The 17,606-nt window shown below is 33.5% G+C and carries 16 protein-coding genes; 8 read left to right on the top strand and 8 right to left on the bottom strand.

The window, feature by feature from the left end:
* Nucleotides 1-47: 47 nt before the first annotated feature.
* The 5 genes from ACHRVZ_RS17670 to ACHRVZ_RS17650 form a co-directional block, all read right to left on the bottom strand.
* A complete protein-coding gene (locus ACHRVZ_RS17670) occupies nucleotides 48-1,208 on the bottom strand; it encodes a galactose oxidase (RefSeq protein WP_395424211.1) in 1,161 nt (386 codons plus the stop codon).
* Between the two features lie 28 nt (nucleotides 1,209-1,236).
* Nucleotides 1,237-2,157 (bottom strand): dihydrodipicolinate synthase family protein, encoded by a 921-nt coding sequence (locus ACHRVZ_RS17665; RefSeq protein WP_395424210.1) that lies wholly within the window; start codon nucleotides 2,155-2,157, stop codon nucleotides 1,237-1,239.
* 97 nt (nucleotides 2,158-2,254) lie between these two features.
* A complete protein-coding gene (locus tag ACHRVZ_RS17660; protein ID WP_395424209.1) occupies nucleotides 2,255-3,709 on the bottom strand; it encodes a RagB/SusD family nutrient uptake outer membrane protein in 1,455 nt (484 codons plus the stop codon).
* A 17-nt stretch (nucleotides 3,710-3,726) separates the two neighbouring features.
* The gene (locus ACHRVZ_RS17655; protein ID WP_395424208.1) at nucleotides 3,727-7,161 is read right to left on the bottom strand and encodes a SusC/RagA family TonB-linked outer membrane protein; all 3,435 of its coding nucleotides are present in this window, start codon (nucleotides 7,159-7,161) and stop codon (nucleotides 3,727-3,729) included.
* Between the two features lie 531 nt (nucleotides 7,162-7,692).
* Complete coding sequence (locus ACHRVZ_RS17650) at nucleotides 7,693-8,925, bottom strand: ROK family protein (RefSeq protein ID WP_395424207.1); 1,233 nt, start codon at nucleotides 8,923-8,925, stop codon at nucleotides 7,693-7,695.
* Nucleotides 8,926-9,382: 457 nt separating this feature from the next.
* On the opposite strand from ACHRVZ_RS17650, the gene ACHRVZ_RS17645 reads away from it, so the two are divergent.
* From ACHRVZ_RS17645 to ACHRVZ_RS17635, 3 genes are read left to right on the top strand one after another with little or no spacing between them, the layout of a single operon-like run.
* A complete protein-coding gene (locus tag ACHRVZ_RS17645) occupies nucleotides 9,383-9,979 on the top strand; it encodes a TetR/AcrR family transcriptional regulator (protein WP_395424206.1) in 597 nt (198 codons plus the stop codon).
* A 6-nt stretch (nucleotides 9,980-9,985) separates the two neighbouring features.
* On the top strand, nucleotides 9,986-10,213 hold the full coding sequence (locus tag ACHRVZ_RS17640; RefSeq protein ID WP_395424205.1) for a hypothetical protein: 228 nt from the start codon (nucleotides 9,986-9,988) through the stop codon (nucleotides 10,211-10,213).
* Between the two features lie 22 nt (nucleotides 10,214-10,235).
* The gene (locus ACHRVZ_RS17635; RefSeq protein WP_395424204.1) at nucleotides 10,236-11,492 is read left to right on the top strand and encodes an MFS transporter; all 1,257 of its coding nucleotides are present in this window, start codon (nucleotides 10,236-10,238) and stop codon (nucleotides 11,490-11,492) included.
* Nucleotides 11,493-11,754: 262 nt separating this feature from the next.
* On the opposite strand, the gene ACHRVZ_RS17630 is transcribed toward ACHRVZ_RS17635, so the two are convergent.
* The 3 genes from ACHRVZ_RS17630 to ACHRVZ_RS17620 all read right to left on the bottom strand — a co-directional run bounded on the left by ACHRVZ_RS17630 (nucleotide 11,755) and on the right by ACHRVZ_RS17620 (nucleotide 13,929).
* On the bottom strand, nucleotides 11,755-12,141 hold the full coding sequence (locus ACHRVZ_RS17630; RefSeq protein WP_395424203.1) for a DUF5367 family protein: 387 nt from the start codon (nucleotides 12,139-12,141) through the stop codon (nucleotides 11,755-11,757).
* Between the two features lie 10 nt (nucleotides 12,142-12,151).
* Nucleotides 12,152-12,979 (bottom strand): NmrA family transcriptional regulator, encoded by an 828-nt coding sequence (locus ACHRVZ_RS17625; protein WP_395424202.1) that lies wholly within the window; start codon nucleotides 12,977-12,979, stop codon nucleotides 12,152-12,154.
* A gap of 71 nt (nucleotides 12,980-13,050) precedes the next feature.
* Complete coding sequence (locus ACHRVZ_RS17620; RefSeq protein WP_395424201.1) at nucleotides 13,051-13,929, bottom strand: helix-turn-helix domain-containing protein; 879 nt, start codon at nucleotides 13,927-13,929, stop codon at nucleotides 13,051-13,053.
* Between the two features lie 233 nt (nucleotides 13,930-14,162).
* Between ACHRVZ_RS17620 and ACHRVZ_RS17615 the strand changes: the two genes are divergently transcribed.
* The 5 genes from ACHRVZ_RS17615 to arsB all read left to right on the top strand — a co-directional run bounded on the left by ACHRVZ_RS17615 (nucleotide 14,163) and on the right by arsB (nucleotide 17,581).
* Nucleotides 14,163-14,402, top strand: coding sequence for a hypothetical protein (locus ACHRVZ_RS17615; RefSeq protein ID WP_395424200.1), 240 nt, complete (start codon nucleotides 14,163-14,165; stop codon nucleotides 14,400-14,402).
* Nucleotides 14,403-15,041: 639 nt separating this feature from the next.
* Nucleotides 15,042-15,374: an ArsR/SmtB family transcription factor gene (locus ACHRVZ_RS17610; protein ID WP_395424199.1), complete on the top strand. Its 333-nt coding sequence runs from the start codon at nucleotides 15,042-15,044 to the stop codon at nucleotides 15,372-15,374.
* A gap of 18 nt (nucleotides 15,375-15,392) precedes the next feature.
* Nucleotides 15,393-15,863 carry a DUF6428 family protein gene (locus tag ACHRVZ_RS17605; protein ID WP_395424198.1) on the top strand — a complete coding sequence of 157 codons (471 nt, stop codon included), beginning with the start codon at nucleotides 15,393-15,395 and terminating at the stop codon, nucleotides 15,861-15,863.
* A gap of 30 nt (nucleotides 15,864-15,893) precedes the next feature.
* Complete coding sequence (locus ACHRVZ_RS17600) at nucleotides 15,894-16,508, top strand: low molecular weight phosphatase family protein (RefSeq protein WP_395424197.1); 615 nt, start codon at nucleotides 15,894-15,896, stop codon at nucleotides 16,506-16,508.
* A 2-nt stretch (nucleotides 16,509-16,510) separates the two neighbouring features.
* Nucleotides 16,511-17,581 carry an ACR3 family arsenite efflux transporter gene (arsB, locus tag ACHRVZ_RS17595; RefSeq protein WP_395424196.1) on the top strand — a complete coding sequence of 357 codons (1,071 nt, stop codon included), beginning with the start codon at nucleotides 16,511-16,513 and terminating at the stop codon, nucleotides 17,579-17,581.
* Nucleotides 17,582-17,606: the final 25 nt, after the last annotated feature.

Below are 17,606 nucleotides of genomic sequence, written 5' to 3'. Positions count from 1 at the left end.
TCATTGTTGTTAAACCTGTCAAGTCTAAATAACAACTGTTGAATTAATTATTTAATAGTTCCCAACATAACATCAGGCGTACGAATTCCCGGTTTTATTTCTCCGTTCGATAAAACAATTTTATCATTCCAGATTACTGCTGTTGTTGTTACATGAGCAAGAAAAGGCAGTTCACCAATTTTTGACCATTTATTTGTATGTGTGTTGTATAATAAAATGTCGTTGTAAAAACCTTTGTGGGTTGTATTTAATATGTTTTTTTCGGCGATAAGCCTTGATTTTTCTTCTTCAGAAGTCGCTTGTGCGATTTGAGATAAATACGTTTCGATTTTATGAAAAGTAGTGCCGTTATCTCCACCAACTATTAAAATAGACTCTTTTCCAACAGCAACTCCGGCACCGGCCGAAAAGTTGGTGGTATTTTTTCCATCAGAGATATCAGCTTTGCTTTCCCAAACTTGCTTTTTTAGATCAAAAACCAAAGTGGTGTTATGCAAATCGCTTATTCCTGATGGCGTTTTAGTTCTTCCTCCAACAACATAAATTTTACCATTTTGGATAACTGAAACCGAATTTGCTAAAGCAAAAGGCAATTTGGTCAACAATTTCCATTCAGGTTTTTCAGCATTCAAATCAATACTGAAAAGAAGATCTGATGATTTTTTTGCTTCATCTCCACCAATCGCATAAACTACATTCTCACTATGTGTTAGCGCGATATTGGTAATTGCAATTGGAAAATCAGGTAATGATTTTGTTTCAACTTCATTTTTAGCTGCATTCCAATTGAGGATAAAAGCTTTGTTCGAAAGGCCGTTTTCATTTTCTCCACCTACATAAACAATTCCTAATTTTGTAGTTGTATTTCCCGGATAGGCGATAGGTTCCGGTAAAGTACTTGTGTTTTTTTTGTTCCAATTGTATTGATCGCCAACTTTTTGTAAAACATGAATTTCATTCGAATAATGTTTTTTTCCACCTTCCCAAGGCATTTTGTCCTGAAAATTTGCTCCGCCTGCAACAATCAAAACGTCATTGGTTACTCCGTTAATTGGACCCGCAAATCCCAATGAAACACTTCCATCTGCATTTTGCAATTGTGCAGCTTTTTTCCATTCGACATTTGTGATATTTGTTTTTTGCGAAAAACCAAGCGTTGTTGACATAATTGAAATAGTAAGGATTATGGTAGAAATTGACTTATTCATAGTGTTTGTTTTAAAAAAAACGAACTGTTTATTTTGATTTAAAAGCATCGAAATTTAAACCTGCAACATCTTGTTTGAACAATTCAAATTGTGCTGCACTCATATTTTTAACCGGTAATCTGAATTCTCCTAAATCGTGACCAACTAATTTCATATAGGCTTTTCCAACAGAGATTCCGCCATATTTACCCAGGAAACGAATCATGTCGATTGATTTTTGTTGAAGTGCGCGAGCCTTAACCAAATCATTATTATTAAAAGCATCAATTAAATCATAGTATAATGGAGCTGCATAATTGAAAGTACTTCCAACAGCGCCTTTTGCACCTAATACTAAAGCTGATAACATATTTTCGTCACGTCCCCAAAGCATATCAAATTTTCCGTTTTCGTAACTCATACAACTCTGGAAATCCATAAAGTCTTCGTGCGTATATTTTACTCCGGCAAAGTTTGGAAGTTTACCATCTAGAGCTCTTACCAAGTCATACATTGCAACGTTTACTCCTGTTAAAACTGGAATATGATAGTAATACAATGGCATGTTTGGTACGCTTTCTCCCACTTTAATACAAGTTTCTGCTAAAACATCAACGTTTGCAGGTTTAAAGTAAAAAGCACCTGTTAATGAAACAGCGTATAAACCAATTTCGTAAGCATGTTTAGCCAAATCAATGCAGTCAGCAAGACAAGTTCCACCAAGGAAAACCATTACTTTAAAATCGGCATCGTGATTAGAACAATCTGCCCAAGCTTGTGCAACAGCTTTTTTTTCTGCTAATGTAATTGAAACTCCTTCGCCTGTTGATCCGTTAATAAAAGCTCCGGTAACTCCGTTTCTTTTTAGGAAAGCGTAATAAGAAGGAATAAGGCTTACATCTAGTTTTCCGTTGCTGTCAAAAGGAGTAAAAGGAGCAGAAATCAGACCTTGTAAATGTTGAATTTTCATGAGTTTAATTTTAATTGTTTATGTTTTTTTGTTTTATTAGACTGGAAACTTTTGTATTTCCAGTCTAATTTTAAACTGTAATTTTTAGATCCGGATTTTAGATTGGATTTTGCGTAATTTTTGGATTAAAGTTGATTGTGTTTTGAGAGATAGGAAACAATATTTGTTTTCCAGCCATTGATGGTACCCAACTTGTTCTATTGAAACGAACTAAATCCCACCAGGCTTTTCCTTCAAAAGCCAATTCTTTCAAACGCTCCTTTAAAATTGCATCATCATTAGCAGTTGGTGTACTGTTTGTGAAAGATGAAGAAGCGTCTGCTCTTTGCATTACCAAATTCATTTCTGTAGTTGGATCTTGTCCTAAAGCATTTTTAATCTCCGCTTTCATTAACAAGATATCTGCCCAACGGTAAATGATGATATCACTTACAAAACGTCTGATCGTTCCGTCAACAGTTCCGTTGTATTTTACCAAACCTGTAACTACAGGAACAGCGCCATTGTATAAAGTTAGGTAAGTTGCTGCTTTTCTTGTATCTGTGGCAGCAAAATTAAATCTTGTAATATCCGGTTGAACTCTTGAAATACCTGCATTACCGGCACCTGTTCCCAGAGTTCCAAAAGTTGCAGTTGCAGCTGCAGATGTTAATGGTGCAAAATCTGCCGGTCCAACAAACATAAACTGATTCCAGTTGTCTGATAAATTTGATGGTAAATCAGTAACAGAATAACGAACTGCAAAAACTACTTCGGCATTTGCTTTTTTGTCATATGCAAAAACATCTTTAAAGCTTGGTAATAAACTTGGAGTTCCCGGGATCGTATTGATAGCTGTTAAAGCCGTATTTAAATCGGTTGTTCCTCCACCTAATCGTTTCGCTGTCCATAAGTTTACATCAGCTTTTAAAGCGTATATTGATGGAAGTGATAATTGTATTTTATTATTAGCTGTATCAGGATAGTTTGCAATTGCTAAATCAATATCTTTTTTGATGAAAGCAAATGTTTCTTCGATACTATTACGCGGAATAATATATTGAGACTGATTGGTATTTTCTGTTGGTTCAGTAACAATTGGCACTCCGCCCCATGAACGAGCCATGATAAAGTAACATAAAGCACGCATTGAATATGCTTGTGCAAGATATCTTTTTTGCTCAGCTGCTGTAGTTGGGCTAAATGGAATTTGCGGAACGTACTTTAAAACTAAATTTGCCTGATGAATTACAGTATATAAACCTCCCCAATCTACATCCATGTTTTGTGGCGTAAGATTGTTGTTGTAGTAATTTGCTAATGTTAATGGAGACTGAACACCACCTGTTATTTCGGCACTTCTTGCACCACCCAACAAATAATAGTTTTGTTGAGTCTGGATTCTAAAGTTAACATACATACCGTTTACGCCAGCTTTGGCGTCATCTTCAGTTTTCCAAAAACTATCAGATGTAATTACACTATCAGATGTTAGTTCTAAATCGTCCTGACATGAGTTCAATAGAGAAAGACTAGCAAATAGTATTGTATATAAAAGGAATTTCTTTTTCATGATTTTATTATTAAAATTTACAAAGTGATATTTAAACCAAGGATAATATTTCTAGGAACAGGGTAGGTACCAGTAGATCCTGCTGCAGTTAATCCTAAACTAGATCCTCCGTCAATACCTTGTACTTCAGGGCTCAATCCTTTGTATTTAGTAAAGTAGTATAAATTGCTTCCGGTTACATACATACGTAGTGATGTTAACCTTGCTTTTTCAACCCATGTTTTTGGGAAGCTATAGCTGAATGTAATTTCTCTTATACATAAATAATCTCCACTTTCATAATAACGGCTATTACCTTGAAACATATTTGTGTTGTATGCTGCTCCACTAGCTTCAGATCTAAACAAGTTGTTTTGATTGGTTTGATCTGCCCAACGGTAACGAGGTACATCTGTAATGTCTCCTTCTTTTTGCCAAGATTGTGCACTTTCAGCCAATAATCCGTAGTTACCTTGAAATTGACCTAAGAAACGAGCTCTTGCTTCGTTGTAAATTGTAGCTCCTAAAGAGTAATCTGTTCTTACAGTTACAGAGAATCCTTTGTATGCTGCATCAAAGTTGAAACCTCCTACAAACGTTGGGAACATATTCCCCATGTAAGTTCTGTCTTTACTGTCGATAACACCATTATTATCAGTATCTGCAAAAACTGCGTCTCCAGCGAATTTTTTACCTTCTGGATTTCCTCCGTTTGCAGCTGTTTTAGTTACATAAGTATCATGAACTTTTAAGTTGTAAGCATCAGCTTCTGCTTGCGTAGAAAGAATGTACAATTGTTTGTGTGCGTAGAAATCTCCAATTTTTTGTCCTTCTTGTAAACCTCCTACGTATTGATAAGTACCGCTTTTTGCATCCCAAATTTCAGTTCCACCAATTCTATTGTTTTTATTTCCGTTAAACGGAAGTTTTTCAATTGTGTTTGTATTGTGAGAAACGTTTGCTCCAACATTAATTTTCCAATCGTTTTGATTGTAAAGATTAGCTTGTACTTCTAACTCAAAACCTTTACTTCTTAATCCTCCAAGATTCGTTAAAACTGTAGTGAAACCACTATTTGATGGTAAAGTCAGATTCGTTAATAAGTCAGAAGTTAATTTGTTGTAGAAATCTCCAATAACTCTGATTTTATCTCCGTTGAAACCTAAATCGAAACCTGCATTTACAGTTTCAGATTGTTCCCATTTTAAACCTGGATTTGCAATTTGCGAGTTTATAATAGCCGATTGTCCATTATAACTGTTAGCAACTCCATTTGTTGAACCAGAATATAATCCTCCAGCCTGGAAATCACCTAAAGTACCTAAGTTACCATTCACACCATAACTTCCACGAAGTTTAAGTGATGAAAAGAATTTTGGCATTACTTTTTCCCAGAATTTTTCTTCCTGCATGTTCCATCCTGCAGAAATTCCAGGGAAGAAACCGTATTTATTATCCGGTCCTAAACTTGAAGATCCATCATAACGGAAAGATGCTGTTGCAAAATATCTGTTTTTATAATCATAATTTACACGACCAAAAACACTATTTAAAACCAATTTTGTATTGTTGCTGTAAACTGAAACCGGAATTGGAGACGAGTCTAAAGTTTGTGCTAAATCTGACGGACTTCCTTTTCCAGAAGCATTAAAAGCTTTTATAGTTCTGTCGTATTTTGAAACTCCTAACTTAGCATCAAAATCTCCAATATTATCCCATCCTTTTTTATAAGCAAAAACACCTTCGTATTGCACCTGATAAATTTGATTACTCAATCTTGTTGCTGTACGAGTATTATCTACTAAACCACTACTACCACTTAAAAAAGCTTGTTGAAATGTGTTGTCATTTTCATTTTCGCTATAAAGAGACATCGAAGGAATGAACGTGAAATCTTTGGCAAGTGTTAATTCACCATCAACGCTCATTTGTAGTTTGTTGTTTTCGTTGATTCCTTTAACTTTTCCCATTTGGTATAATGGATTTCCGTTGATGTTATTTTGACCCGGAGCCAATGTTCCATCTTCTAAGTATAATTTTGTAGTTGGTGAGTTTCCTAAATATCTGTTGAAAACTACACTATTTGCAACCACTTGATTATTACTTGATTTAGAAAATAATACATGACTGTTAACTGTAAAGTTGTCTGCTACTTTTAAAGAAGCATTTAATTTACCCGTAAATCTTTGGTAACCAGTAAAGATTGTAATACCATCACCTTTTAAATAACCTAAACTTAAATCAAAAAGGCCAGTATCATTACCACCGCTAATACCCAGGTTATGATTTTGTGTAATAGCATTTTGAAATAAAATATCATTCCAATCTGTACTTTTGTACATAATTGTACTATTAGGATTTAAAGGATCAGCCATTTCCTGCCAGCCTTTTGCTTGTAATTGACCAATTGTCGTTGCTGATAAATTAGATTTTAATAAAGTAGCAAATGGCGTGTTGTTTTGCAGGTTGTTACCTGTACCAGCTGGAGTTGCACCAGTTAACTGACCTAATCTTGCGATACCTGTTGTAGTCGAAAGTCCCGCAAGTTCGGCAGCATTGTACAAACCTTGACGTTGGAATTTGATATAATCTCCTCCATCCATGAAATCGTATTTTTTACCAATTCTGCTGTTTTGAGTTGAAACATTATAGGTAATTTTCATTTTTCCTGCTTTACCTGTATTTGTTGTAATAATAATTACACCATTTGAGGCACGAGCTCCGTAGATTGATGTTGCAGCCGCATCTTTAAGAACCTGAAGCGAAGCAATATCAAAAGAGTTAATATCATCAATTTGAGAACGAAGCACACCATCTACAATATATAAAGGAGTAGCTCCAGACGGATTATCGATCGATGTACCACCACGAACCAAGATGTTAGAAGCTTTTCCCGGTTGTCCAGATGATGTTTTAACCACCAAACCAGTAACACTTCCTTGTAATGATTGGGTTACGTTTGTATAAGGTACGTTTTCTAAAACTTTTTTGTCTAGTTTAGAAACTGCAGTACTTAATGTTCTTCTGTTTTGAGAACCGTATCCTACCACAATAACCTCATTCATTTGTTGTCCAATTTCTTTAAGAACAATATTAAGAGGCGCTGTACCAATTGCTACTTCTTGTTCTTGCAGACCAATATAAGAAACAACTAGTGTAGTGGCATTATCAGGTACTTCTATAGAAAATTTTCCATCAAAATCTGTTTGAGCGCTAAAATTAGTTCCTTTAGCAACGATATTTACACCAGGCAAAGCTTCGCCTTTTTCATTTGTAACTTGTCCAGTTACTTTCTTCTGAATCGGATCATTCTTTTTTACATTTTTATCTGTAAAAACAATACTTTTTTCTGTCTTTGCAGCAGTTAACTGCATGGTGAAAACTAAAAGTAACGTTGAGGTTAATTTAATAACTTTTACGTGGTTAGGAGTAGACCTACAATCTTTAGGTTTACTTTTAGGCAATAATTTCATACTTTTGTAATGGTTTGGTTAATAATAACTTTGTTAAAGGTCTATATCTATTTTCCAATCATTGTTCCTTAACGGAACCGGCCAGCAATGTTTCCAGCATTAGCTGGCTTTTTTATGATTTAAAAACAGATGGTGTATGCAATTGTATTTATTGTGATTGGCGTGTGATCTTTAATTTTTTTTCTTACTTATATAAAATTTGTATTCTTTCCTCTTTCCAGCTTTAAATTCTAAGCTTCTTTTTTCGCTAATTATTGATTGACTTTATTATCTTACTTTTTTCTAAATTCTGTATTCAGTAAATATTTAGTTATATCCTTGAATAATATGTTTTTTGTGATTTGTTGGTTTTTTGTAAATCTATTTATCAATTTGATTATCATTTAACAGCCAAATTTTGTATTCGTGGCAAATGTTAGGATAACTTTATGAATAAATTAATTTTTTATTACGAGGTAAAGATATAAAATATTTTAATATAACAAGTTTAGTTATTAAAATATTTTAATAATAAGGAAGAGATAAAAAAAATTAGTTATTAATTAACGGAAATAACATCTTTTCTTTGATAACGCAACATGCGCCGATAACGCCCGCACGACGGCCTAAAGTAGACTTTTTAAGTTTCATATCACGGTTAACTAAACCAAGTGAATATTTTTTTAATGCAGACTGAATTGGTAGTAGTGCATAGTCGCCAAGTTGTGCGAAATCTCCGCCAATTACCAGTAGATCAGGGTTGAAGATATTTAATAAAATAGATAAATAACGTCCCATTTTTTCGCTTTGCTGTGTAACCAGATCAACACAAAGTGTGTCTTCAAGATTTACGGCACCCGCAATAATAGCATTATGTTGTAGTGTAGAAGAACTTTCATCAAGAGTAACTTTTGACAGTTTTCCTTCGTTTATGGCATCTTTAAATTGATTGATCAATGACCAGCCGGAAATTTCGGTTTCTAAACAACCCAATTTTCCGCATTGGCACATAATCTCATTATTAAAAATAGTACTATGTCCAAATTCTCCAGAATAACCTGATTTTCCGTAATATAGTTTGCCATCTGTAATCATTCCAATAGCGACTCCCCAGCTGTAATTCACAAAAATTATATTTTGCTCATCGTCTACAACACCTTCGCAATATTCTCCAAAAGCCATAGCTCTGGTATCATTTTCTAAATGAACAGGAAGATCTAATTGCTCTGAGATGATTTCGTTTAAAGGTCTGTTTTCGCTAAAGAAGTAATTATAGCTAAAACCTTCCATCGAATTGATTCGGCCCGAAAAGTTGATGCAAACGCCTACGATCATTTTTTTCTCTACAGAACTATCTTCGATAAAAGAGTTGATAAGTTCGCAAAATTTTAATAATGATTTTTGAGAGTTTTCAAGAATGAATGAAGTGCCTAAATCGACACTAACCAATTCATTTTTGATATTTTGCAATCCGATAGACATACTGCTTATCCCGACTTCAACACCCAAAAAGTAAGCACAAGTTGGATTAATACTGTAAAGAGAAGGTCTTCTTCCGCCGCTGTTGGTGATTTTTCCCATATCAACGACGTAACCTTCAATTAATAACTCATTAACTGCCTTGGTTACAGTGGGAACACTCGATTGTAATTCTGTACTTAATTCTGCAATTGTAGCATTACCGCCTGATAACAATCTTTTTGTAATAGATTGTCTTAGCATATGCCATTTTTGCCCAGAGAGGCTTTTGTCTTTACTAACGTCTAATAAGTCTTTTAAACTCATGGTTTTATAAATTACAAAAATTGTACATACAAACTTAACATAATTTTTAAATTAATGACAGCGTTTGAGTTTCAATATTAAATTTTTTTTCTATTCGCATTGATATTTTAAAATTTTATAAAAAGATATATCTAAAACTTTACGAGCTGATTCTTTTTAGTTTCTAAGATATTGTGTGCAATTATTTTTAACACATAGAAACATAGAGTTTGTAAATCTATAAAAGGCGTTTCACTAATAGCAACAAACATAGTTCTATGTGTGAGAAACTAGTTTCTTTTTGGTATTCTTTCACATATCTAAAACCTATGATTCTATGTGTTTGTTTTTTTAGTTAGCCCCAAAGATTTAGATTTTAGTAACAAAACATGATACTCATTTTCTAAAAATCTCAAAAAACAATAAATAAAAGAATGTTCATTCATTTATTATTTTATCTTTGCAAAAAAATATTGAAATGAGAATAAGAGATGTTGATAAAGAGAAACTGGTAATCGCAACTGCAATAGATCAAATTGTAGAAGAAGGTTTTCAGGGATTCAGTATGAATAAGCTGGCAAAAGCCTGCTCTATTTCTGTTGGAACTCTATACATCTATTATAAAGACAAAGATGATTTAATACAAAAAATAGGTGCAATCATAGCTCTGAAGTTTTTTACAGGTACCATTAAAAATTTTTCGCCCAAAATGACTTTTGAGGAAGGGCTGTGGAAACAATGGGAAAACCGCGCAGATTTCACGATGAAATATCCTAAAGAAGTTGCTTTTTTTGAAATCGTCAAACATTCGCCTCATGGAGAAGCCATATTAGACTCCATAAAAGAATTCTCTGACTTTAGACAGATTATGAAGGAGTTTATCGATAACGGATTACGCAATAAAGAACTTATTCCGTTAACATTTGAGGTGTTTTGGTCTGTTGCTTACGGACCGTTATACACATTGTTAAACCTGCATACTGAAGGTAAGAGTATGGGAGGAAAACCATTTACACTTACCAAAGAAATGATGCAAGAAGCTTTTAAGGCAACGATAAAAGCGCTAAAACCATGAAAAATTATGGAAACCAATTTAAATACAATACATATTTTTAAAACAAATATTGGAGATCAGGATCCAAATTGTCCTGTTCGTCAAAAACTTAATAATCACTCCGATATTCAACAATGGAGTATTGACTGTGAAGATGTCGATTGCGTTCTTCGTGTTGTTTCAGAAACGCTTCAGCCGGAAACCATTATAGATATGATTACAGAATCCGGTCACGAATGTCAAGAGTTAGAGTAAACAAATACACTTTATAAAATAAATGAAAAAAGATACTGTAGAAAGTCCGCCTTTCACATCCAATCAAAAAATAATAATCGCCATATTAGCACTTTTACAGTTTACTGTTATACTTGATTTTATCGTTATTTCGCCTTTGGGAGATATTTTAATGAAAAAGCTGGATATGACAACAGCAAATTTTGGATTCACTGTTTCTGCATATGCTTTTAGTGCGGGAATTTCAGGTTTACTAGCTGCAGGTTTCGCAGATAAATTTGACAGAAAAAAGCTTTTGCTTTTCTTCTACACAGGATTCATTATCGGAACTGTTTTCTGCGCACTTTCTACAAGTTACACCACGTTGCTTTTGGCAAGAATCTTTACCGGACTTTTTGGCGGTGTAATTGGTTCTGTTTCTTTAGCAATTGTAACTGATTTGTTTATAATTCACCAGCGCGGACGCGTTATGGGTTTTATTCAAATGGCGTATGGTGCCAGCCAGATTTTAGGAGTGCCGCTTGGATTGTATTGCGCTAATCATTGGGGATGGCATTCTTCATTTTTAATGATTGCGGTTTTGGGAGTAATAATTTTACTGGCGATCATTACACAAATGCCAGCCATTACTAAACACTTAGAATTGCAATCAGACAAAAGTCCGTTTTTACATCTTTGGCATACGTTGAGTAATAAAAATTATCAAATTGGTTTTGCGGCAATTGCATTACTTTCGGTTGGTGGTTTTATGATGCAGCCTTTTGGAAGCGTCTTCTTAGTAAACAACATTCATATTAGCCAGGAAGATTTACCAATGGTATTTTTCTTAACCGGACTTTCGGTATTGTTTATTATGCCAATTGTTGGAAAATTAAGTGATAAAGTAAGTAAGTTCAAACTGTTTACCGCAGGATCAATACTTTCTGTCATTATGATAATTATTTATACAAATCTTGGCCCAATACCATTATGGCAAGTTGTAGTACTTACTATGATTATGTTTATGGGAATCATGAGTCGTATGGTTCCTGCAACGACATTAAATACTGCTATTCCAGAAATGAAAGATCGTGGTGCATATATGTCAATAACCTCTTCGATGCAGCAAATTGCAGGGGGAATTGCAGCGGTTAGTGCAGGGTTTATTGTGCATCAGGAAACGAAATCTTCTCCACTTGAAAATTATGATATTCTAGGATATGTAATTTCTGTAATTACGCTTTTTACTGTGTTTTTAATTTGGAGAGTAAATCAGTTGGCGAAAAGGAGAGAGGATGCCGCAAAAGAAATCGAAATTTAATTATAATCCGTTGGGTGTAATTATTTTTAACACATAGTCCCGAAGCTTCGGGATAGATTTTATGAACCTTTGTAAGGCGTTTCACTTGTATTAATAAACATAGAACTATGTGTGAGAAACTAGTTTCTTTTTTGTATTCTTTTGCACATCTAAAAGCTATGATTCTATGTGTTAATTTTTTTTGCTAATTACACCCAAAGTTTGATTATACGTAAGTTTTAAGAATAGAAAAGCTTGTCTGTGACACACAGACAAGCTTTTTTTATTTGTATGCATTTTTAGTATTTCTCCAATAAAGATAAACGGACATTATATTGATAAATACCAATAACCATAAAACCGGACTATAAAAAAAACTTTGATAATTTCTCCCATTCGGAATTTCAACAAAAGGAACTGTTATAAAAGTATCTAATAATAAAGCAGTTCCAGACATTAATATTCCAAGTTTCAAACCTTTAATGTTAGACTTTTTTCTATAATAAAATTTGGCCACTGCAATCGCATAAAAAATAGTTAGCAGCATTACAATTCCCGCTTGTGTTAAGAAAGAATCTTTTAGAATAGGAATTTTTCCTAAAATAAAAAAAGAAATACTAATGCTCAGCCAAACTAGGAATCCTGAAAATAGTGCTCTGATGTATTTCATAAAATTGATTTTATGGATTCCAAATTCCGGTTTTTGCTGTTTCTTTCGCGTAAGCAGAAAAATCTTTGGCTTTTCTTCCCAAAACTTTTTCGATATCTGATGTAATGTGAGCGTTTCTGCCATCTAGAACTTGTTCGAAAAGATAATTAACCAACCAAATATGATCATCAGGAACCTGATATTCTCTCAGCATTTGAATGTATTCTTCTAGTGTTAAAGACTGAAAAGTGATGTTTTTTCCACTGGCTTTAGCAATTTCATTTACGGCTTGTTCAAAAGTTAATAATCCTGGACCAGTCAATTCATAGGTTTGCCCGTTGTGTTTATTTTCTAAAAGTGAGGCCGTGACAACATCGGCAATATCATCTGCATCTGTAAAAGGTTCGAGTGCTTTTGCTCTTGGCAGCGCCACGATTCCTGCTAATATGGGTTCAAGAAAAAAGCTTTCGCTAAAGTTTTGACTGAACCAGCTTGCGCGAACAATTGTCCAGTTTTGGGCATTCTGTTTTACTATTTCTTCGCAAAGTTGAGCTTCTTTTTCGCCTCTTCCAGAAAGTAAAACCATTTTTTGTACGCCTAATTCTGTAGCTAGCTTTGTAAATTTCTGAATAGAATCTACTGCAATTGGAATGGCTAAATCCGGCTGGAAAGTAATATAAACCGAATCAATATTTTGCAGGACTGAGTTCCAGGTTGCTGGTTTTTCCCAATCAAAAGGTATCTTTTCATTTCGAGAACCTCGACGAATTTCAATGTTCTGGACTTTTTCTAATCTTTCAATTACTCTGCGTCCCGTTTTCCCGTTGGAACCCAAGACTAAAATTTTCTCTTTGCTCATATCAATATTTTTTAAATGAATACTGATACAAAGTTGTAGCGATTAAAAAAGAATCATTTGTCTGAAAAGAATTAAGATTTGTTTGAAAGGAATTGTTGTCTGACTTCATTCGGACGCATTCCGAATTTTTTATAAAAGGCATTTGAAAACGAACTTAAACTGTCGTAACCTACTTCCCAAGCGGCTTCCTGAACAGTTTTTTCGCTTTCACGAAGTAATTCGTAAGCTTTATGAAGTCTTTCTTCCTGAACATATTTGAAAACCGGAATCCCAAATAATTCTTTGAAATTCTTTTTCAGTTTACTACTATTTAAACCCACCATTTGCGATAATTGTGTGATCGAAGGAGGTTTTGAATAGCTGTTGGTTACAATCTCTTTTGCTTTAAAAAGTTTGTTTTTATCTATTTCTGAAAGATCAATTTTGGCGTCTGTAGTTAAAAGTGCAAAGAAATGGGCTAGTAGTTCATTGATCTGGCTTTTTAAAAATAACAATCTTGTGTTGCCCGTGTAGGTAGTATTGAAGACTTTTTGAACCGCCAACTGCATATCTAAAGTCATATAAAATGACGGCCCTTTTACAAAATGCTCTTTCGGATTTAGTAACTCCGGAAGTTGGTTTTCAAAAATCTCTTTTTCTGCCTGCGGTAATGCATTTAGGTTTTTTAGTTTAGTAAAAATGCTAATCGATTGCAGCGGTTTATCAGGTTCTATTTTATGGGAGAATTCTACTTTTTGATTTCCAAAAAAACAAATCGCCAAACCTGTTGTATTGGTCAAATATTTAGTTTGATTGTTGTGTTTGATTTCCAATTCGACATTTCCGGAACCGTAAAATGCAAATCCTACAGCATCTCCGTCAATTTCACATTTCTGCACAAATGGTTTCGAAGTGTTGGATTGTTCTATTAAAACAATAAAATCATTCAATTCTATAATATCTGTTGTCATTGGTTTCTAATTATTTGACTCAAAAAAGCATGAAAAGTTACCACTTATTTTTAATCTTATAATGAACTAAGAGGTTGCAAACGCAAGTTTTTTTTTTGAATTATCTTAGTTTTAAAACAGAGAGCTGTTTCAAAAAAAGTTGTTGTCGTTGCAATTTATAAAATGAAACCTGTTTCTAAACAACGACTTCTTTTTTATTTGTAATTTAATTCTATTAAAAAAAAACGCAAAAAATGGCTGTCCCAAAAGAGTTGTATAGCACCAAATTTATTGAGTATATGGAGTCGCTTAAGATTTTGTATTTAGTAGATGATAATTTTAAATTAATCTGCGATGATTACTGTAAGAGTAAATTAAAGGCAGAAAAATTTAAGGAGAAATTCGAGAAAAATTTCAAACATAAATTAGAATATGAAAACTTATCAAAAGAATTAGAGGATGAAATTTTGATCTATTTGATTCGAAAAGGATAGAGATTTTGCTGAAATTTATATCATATAAACAGCGTATAGAGACCAACTTTTAAAGCATTACTTTAAGAATTTGTCTCTATAATTTTTCGCACACTGTCGATAAATGTTTCGGTGTTTTTAAGATCTTGCTTAATGTATAGATCGTACTTTGTTAGATTGAACTGATCGATCATATCCTTTTTTAAATATTTTATGATCGATTCTAAACTTCGATTATCATTTTCAGGATGTTTTTTTAATTCTCTCTGCTTACTTTTCAAATACTGTAAACTACTTTTTAATCTTTGAATGTCTAATTTTTCCAATCCTTTATTCTAATTTAAAATTTACCAAAAAATAATCCTATAGTTGGTGTATCGAGCTCAAGATGCTCCAAAACTGATTATGATTTTGGTTTAAAACATTCAAGACTACTATATTTCCGTACATACGTACAATTTGGGTATTTAGTTTTTAGAAGTATTTACATAATTTTTTTATTAATTTTTAAAATTCCCATGTAACGATTGTAGTTGCTTGTAAATCTTATATTTATGTGGGAGTATTAAGTGATATCTCGATTTGCAGTAAATAAAAAAAAGTTAAAAAGTTTTTTCCGCTTCAATGTTTATCGTAATATTGCAATATAGGTATAAAACAATGGGAGCTACAAAGACAGATCATTTTACAGAAAACCAAAACGAACTTGCGATTTTGGCAAAAGCTTTAGGACACCCGGCACGGATTGCAATTATGGAATATCTTCTAAAAGTTGATGCCTGTATTTGCGGTGATATAGTGAATGAATTACCACTTTCGCAGCCAACAGTTTCACAACATCTTAAAGAATTAAAAAATGCAGGTTTGATAAAAGGCAACATCGAAGGTAATTCTATTTGCTACTGTATAAATGAACCCGGATTAGAAAAAATTAAAGGATTTTTTGAACATATAAGCAATCATCTTAAGAAAAAGAGAAATGATTGCTGCTAACTTTTAAAGCAGAAAAAAATGAAACTTTCAGAAATAAAAAAAATATTAAATACAGTAGAAACTGTAAATTTTGAATTGCCAAATGGAACTTTTGTTCCGGAGTATTTTCATGTAACCGAAGTAGGTTTGATTAGTAAAAACTTTATTGATTGCGGTGGAGTGGTTAGAAATGAAACAAAAGTAAATTTTCAGCTTTGGGATGCCAATGATTATGAACACAGATTGAAGCCTCAAAAATTAATTCATATTATAGCACTTTCAGAAAAGGTTTTAGGTATTGAAGATCATGAAATTGAGGTAGAATATCAGGATACAACTATTGGTAAATATGATTTGGATTTTAATGGTAAAAACTTCATTTTATTAAACAAACAAACGGCTTGTTTGGCACAGGATCAATGCGGAATTCCGGCAGAGGAAAGTAAATTTAAAATTTTGGGTAATACAGATGAAGCTAATTCTTGCACGCCGGGCGGAAGCTGTTGCTAATTTTAATTAAAAACAGTTATTTGAAAATCTATGTTATACAACAAAATAAAAAATACAATTGACAGTTTTGATTTCAATCAGATTTCTGAAGACCGCAAAAAGGTGTTGCAGCCTTTAGTAGATTATATTCAGGATAAAGTGAGCAACAAACAGGAAATACGGCTGAATTTAATTTGCACACACAATTCAAGAAGAAGTCATTTGTCTCAGGTTTGGGCGCAAACCGCCAGTGCATTTTATAATGTAAAAAATGTTGTGTGTTATTCAGGCGGAACTGAGGCAACTGCTTTATATTCGGAGGTTATTGAAACCTTAAAACAAACAGGATTTAAAGTACAGGCGATTTCAAATGGAAACAATCCTGTTTATTCAATAAAGTTTTCGGCAAATCAACATCCTGTTATTGGATTTTCTAAAACATATGATGATGATTTTAATCCCGAAAGCGAATTTGCTGCTATAATGACTTGCTCGCAAGCTGATGGAGGTTGCCCTTTTATTGCCGGGGCAGAAAAACGTATTCCAATTACGTTTGAAGATCCAAAGGTTTCTGATGGAACAGCACAGCAAAAGCAAATCTATCAGGAACGCAGTCTTCAAATTGGAACTGAAATGTTCTATGTTTTCTCTCAAATCCAACAATAAAAATGGCAGCAAATAATTGTGCGCCCGCGGTTGAACGAAAGAAATTAAGTTTCCTTGATCGATTTTTAACTCTTTGGATTTTCCTGGCCATGGCACTGGGTGTAATAATTGGTTATTTTATACCATCGAGCGATGATTTTATTCATTCTTTTTCAAGCGGAACCACTAATATTCCCTTAGCAATTGGATTAATACTTATGATGTATCCGCCATTGGCTAAAGTGAAGTATGACCAAATGGGACAGGTTTTTAGAAACACTAAAATATTAGGAGCATCACTATTTTTAAACTGGATCGTTGGTCCTGTTTTAATGTTTTTATTGGCGTTGCTTTTTTTAAATGGATATCCTGAATACATGATTGGGGTTATTCTTATTGGAATGGCTCGTTGTATAGCAATGGTTGTGGTTTGGAATGATCTGGCGGATGGAAATAGAGAATATGCGGCTGGACTTATAGCGTTAAATAGTATTTTTCAGGTTTTGCTTTATAGTGTATATGCTTATCTATTTATTACAATTCTTCCTCCATATTTTGGATATGATGGTTTTGAGGTTAATATTAGTATTGGTCAGATTGCAGAAAGTGTTGGTATTTATTTAGGTATTCCTTTTGTACTAGGAATTGTTAGCCGTTATGCTCTTATCGCATGGAAAGGAATTGAATGGTTCGAAACCAAATTCGTTCCCTTTATTTCGCCAGTAACACTTATATCTTTACTCTTTACGATCATCGTTATGTTTAGTCTAAAAGGAGAGTTAATCGTTCGAATTCCGATGGATGTAATTCGTATTGCTATACCGTTGGTAATTTATTTTTGCATCATGTTTGTGATAAGTTTTTTTGTTGGAAAATACTTTGGCGCCGATTATTCAAAAGCAACAGCTATAGCTTTTACCGCAACAGGAAATAATTTCGAATTGGCAATTGCAGTTGCGATTGGTGTTTTTGGAATTAATAGCGGTGAAGCATTTGCGGGAGTCATTGGGCCTTTGGTTGAGGTTCCTGCTCTTATTGCATTAGTAAACGTTTCTTTTTGGTTTCGAAAGAAATATTATACTGTAAATACATAGAGTCTTTTGGCTAGTATTTTCATAT

The organism is Flavobacterium sp. FlaQc-57, assembly GCF_044007395.1.
GTDB lineage: Bacteria > Bacteroidota > Bacteroidia > Flavobacteriales > Flavobacteriaceae > Flavobacterium.
Note: the sequence above shows the minus strand (reverse complement) of the source record. Positions and strands in the feature narration are given on the sequence as shown.

Coding starts and splice junctions, on each gene's coding strand:
- ACHRVZ_RS17670 (WP_395424211.1), bottom strand. CDS start 1,208: ATGAATAAGTCAATTTCTACCATAATCCTTACTATTTCAATTATGTCA.
- ACHRVZ_RS17665 (WP_395424210.1), bottom strand. CDS start 2,157: ATGAAAATTCAACATTTACAAGGTCTGATTTCTGCTCCTTTTACTCCT.
- ACHRVZ_RS17660 (WP_395424209.1), bottom strand. CDS start 3,709: ATGAAAAAGAAATTCCTTTTATATACAATACTATTTGCTAGTCTTTCT.
- ACHRVZ_RS17655 (WP_395424208.1), bottom strand. CDS start 7,161: ATGAAATTATTGCCTAAAAGTAAACCTAAAGATTGTAGGTCTACTCCT.
- ACHRVZ_RS17650 (WP_395424207.1), bottom strand. CDS start 8,925: ATGAGTTTAAAAGACTTATTAGACGTTAGTAAAGACAAAAGCCTCTCT.
- ACHRVZ_RS17645 (WP_395424206.1), top strand. CDS start 9,383: ATGAGAATAAGAGATGTTGATAAAGAGAAACTGGTAATCGCAACTGCA.
- ACHRVZ_RS17640 (WP_395424205.1), top strand. CDS start 9,986: ATGGAAACCAATTTAAATACAATACATATTTTTAAAACAAATATTGGA.
- ACHRVZ_RS17635 (WP_395424204.1), top strand. CDS start 10,236: ATGAAAAAAGATACTGTAGAAAGTCCGCCTTTCACATCCAATCAAAAA.
- ACHRVZ_RS17630 (WP_395424203.1), bottom strand. CDS start 12,141: ATGAAATACATCAGAGCACTATTTTCAGGATTCCTAGTTTGGCTGAGC.
- ACHRVZ_RS17625 (WP_395424202.1), bottom strand. CDS start 12,979: ATGAGCAAAGAGAAAATTTTAGTCTTGGGTTCCAACGGGAAAACGGGA.
- ACHRVZ_RS17620 (WP_395424201.1), bottom strand. CDS start 13,929: ATGACAACAGATATTATAGAATTGAATGATTTTATTGTTTTAATAGAA.
- ACHRVZ_RS17615 (WP_395424200.1), top strand. CDS start 14,163: ATGGCTGTCCCAAAAGAGTTGTATAGCACCAAATTTATTGAGTATATG.
- ACHRVZ_RS17610 (WP_395424199.1), top strand. CDS start 15,042: ATGGGAGCTACAAAGACAGATCATTTTACAGAAAACCAAAACGAACTT.
- ACHRVZ_RS17605 (WP_395424198.1), top strand. CDS start 15,393: ATGAAACTTTCAGAAATAAAAAAAATATTAAATACAGTAGAAACTGTA.
- ACHRVZ_RS17600 (WP_395424197.1), top strand. CDS start 15,894: ATGTTATACAACAAAATAAAAAATACAATTGACAGTTTTGATTTCAAT.
- arsB (WP_395424196.1), top strand. CDS start 16,511: ATGGCAGCAAATAATTGTGCGCCCGCGGTTGAACGAAAGAAATTAAGT.